This is a genomic window from Rhodopirellula sp. UBA1907 (assembly GCF_002337565.1).
In the GTDB taxonomy this organism is placed as follows: Bacteria; Planctomycetota; Planctomycetia; order Pirellulales; family Pirellulaceae; genus Rhodopirellula; species Rhodopirellula europaea.
The window spans coordinates 1-3,046 of sequence record NZ_DDGH01000069.1; the positions used below are offsets into that span (position 1 = coordinate 1).

1 protein-coding gene is annotated in these 3,046 nt (G+C 52.9%); it reads right to left on the reverse strand.

Going from position 1 to position 3,046, the window contains the following annotated elements; all coding sequences use genetic code 11:
- Nucleotides 1-19 precede the first annotated feature (19 nt).
- Nucleotides 20-2,713 (reverse strand): GEVED domain-containing protein, encoded by a 2,694-nt coding sequence (locus B2R17_RS15080; RefSeq protein ID WP_286764632.1) that lies wholly within the window; start codon nt 2,711-2,713, stop codon nt 20-22.
- Nucleotides 2,714-3,046: the final 333 nt, after the last annotated feature.

Sequence of the window (3,046 nt, forward strand, 5' to 3'; positions counted from 1 at the left end):
GGGGTTCTCGGATAGGTTCTTAGAAGAGTAAGTGCTCGTCATCCAACAAATCCTCGTCGGCCATAGCGTCGTCAACTAACGAGTCACTGAGATACGACCAAACACTGTTCGACGAGGCTTGTGAAATACCGAAGTTTGGTCTGTCCGTCGTCGCCTCGACTTCCCCATCAATGTCTGCCGCAAGACTCGCCTGTGGAGAGATTGTTGAGTCGACAAATTCTCCGCCTGCATGTTGCACCGACAATTGATTGATGACACGCAGAGCATCCAACGCAGTAACCTTCAGGTCCTTGGATGTGTCCAGGTACATACCGTCGGCAGAACTAACCAAACGATCGCCATCAAAATCCTCGCCGACGAGGTTCAGACGATTGATGATTAGGAGTGCATCCAATGCAGACACGTTGCCACTCCGATTGACGTCAAAGGAATTCAGCGGATTGGTGAGCAAGTACGGATTGGAAACACGCAGTTCGGCTCCGCCATCTCCGCTTAAAACATGATAGGGCACTTCCGAAATCATTCTTGGAGGCTGCGCAGTCCAACCATCTCCGAAGACGACCTTGTCATCTTCATCGTGGATGATTGCCAGGGTAGTAGCATCGTCGGTAACATTCCCGACAGCTTCCACACTTAAGTCCAGTCTGTTGGCACCCACGCCACGAATATCAATCTGTTCGATATCTGTCAGTTCACCCGCAGCAAGGCTGTGCAGATCGAGCAAGGCTCCGGCACCGGCGATGACCAGCGAATCGAAACCATCACCGCCACTGCCCCGCACCACGACCTCTCCTTCGGCGTCCGTTTCGACGTCAAAGACATCATCCTGTTCAGTTCCATCAACGTTAACGATCGAAAATATCCAAGCCGGAACCGACGCGAGGACGGTGCCATCGGTTCTGAACTGCAACACGCCCTCATCACTGTCGATCTCAACACTAGAGCCGATAAGAGATGCGTCCAAAACAAATCCCTCGGAGGGGTCTTGAATCAGAACCTGATGGTCTTCCACCTCGCCATCATTCGCGAACCCTGTGGGCTGTAGGTCACCAGCAGAACTCAAACGAACACGCAGCGTGGTATTTCCTGCAACAGCTCCTGCCGGAAGATCGAAAGGAACAACCTGAGAACCTGCGGCCACTTGGAAACTTTTGAGGATCTGTTCACCCTCGTCATCCCAATCCCCATCGCGATTCATGTCCAGCCAAGCGTCCACAACCCCGGTGTCTGAAGCAACGACACTCAAGCTTGACGAACTTGGATGATTGGGAAGTGCAATGATGGAAGTCAGCAGAGAAACTCCATCGTCTCGTTCGTCACCGTCAGCCCAAGTATCGACAGAGCCATCCAAATCGGAGTCGATCGCGTCACCAAGGTAAAGATCCCCGGCAATGTGCCTTGCCCCATCATCAGCCGCGAGAGTCGGGTAGTCGGAAGCGAAACCGCTGACAGAGCCTGCGGGAGCGTCGCCGTAATCAAGACCGATGACGTCAATGGAGACGGACATGGTGACTGTTTGGTAATTCGCATTGTCGTGAGGCGTGAAGACCACGCTTAGCTGCTGTTCGCTTCCGGCCGCTAGAACGCTTCCAAGTTCTGGCGAATAAGCGAAATCGCCCGCGACTTCGGAGTTGGCGTTTAGCTGATCTTCCGTCAAGGGATCGCCATAGTAGATAGGCTCCGGCATGTCCCAGACAATTTCGGGTCGACTTTTTCCGTCATCGACGATTGATGCTGGCAAGAGATCTGAATCGTAGATCTCAAAAACTGGAACGCCAGAATCGTCGATATTGACCGACAACAGGCGATCTTCGCGAACTGCAAGCAACGCATAACCTTGACGCTCGTTCTGATGGGTCTTTACGTTCGCATACGTCGGCACCGCCCATTTCTGCAGCTCCGAGACACCATCAATGTTACGGAGCGTGACCAACTTTCCATCTACCCAAGCCGCGTCGCTGATTTGATTCGAGAGTGAGTAGGGAAGTTGCGTGAGTGTTTCCGCGTTGAAGATCGCACCCGACCCGAGCACCACGACGCTTCCGTCGGGGGCAACGCGAATCGGATGTTGAAATGGCCCGCCGTGCAAAGGCGTTTCGCTTTGAGCGCCGATGCTGCCGTCTAGTTCAATCTCCTCTGAGTGCAGATCGTTTGGCGACGTCCCGTCTCTGAAGTGGTAAATTTTGCGATTTGGTTCGTTCCAAACGAATTCGCGCGAGAAATGGTTCCAGTCTTTTTCGTCAATTGCGGTACCATCAGGCGCGAAAGTGTAATGGCTGACCCACGCCCCAGACGGATCGACAGCAAACAGATACTCACCTGCAGTCGCCAGTCCAGCTGGGCGACTTGGCAACGTGGCAAACGGGGTTTCTTCCGGCGAATCTTGGTCAAATTGAATTTGGCGAATCAAACCGGATTCGTACGCCAAATAAGCGACATTGTTGGTCGCTGAGTAAGCCATGTATTCAGGGGCGCCTATCAAAGGTACGGAGTCGGTATACGCCTCCAATACGGGATCCCACCGAAAAAGGCTCCGATGCGCCTGACTAAAGATCAGGACGGTTCCGTCAGCAGCTAAATCGATTTTGTCTGGGGTGAAAGGCAGGCCGACAGGCTCCACCTCAATGCCGGGACTTGCCGTATTCAGTTCATTGATCGAGAAGCTTTCAACTTCAAAACCATGATTCGCATTGACGTCAAACTGGAACGCCAAAACGTTTGTATCGTTGACAAAGAAGTAGTCCGGTTCATAAGAAAGCGTCTTGCTTCCGGTCGGTAGCAGACTGTTCGAGAACGCCGTGACCGTTTGTCCGGAGAGAACGATTGGTATACTTTCTTCCCAGAAATCGAGTTCATCGATCCTCACGCCAAAACTGTTGAGCCTGGTGAGTGACTCGGTCGAATACACTGTTCCGGAATCGTCAACCACGGCGCGCTCATCGGGGAAAACCCAAGTCCTGGATCCACCTGGGTAAGCACCATGGTAGGGACTGTCGCCGTTATAACCGAAGGTTCCATCATTGGGGTGCAGTCGGTCTGGTAGCAA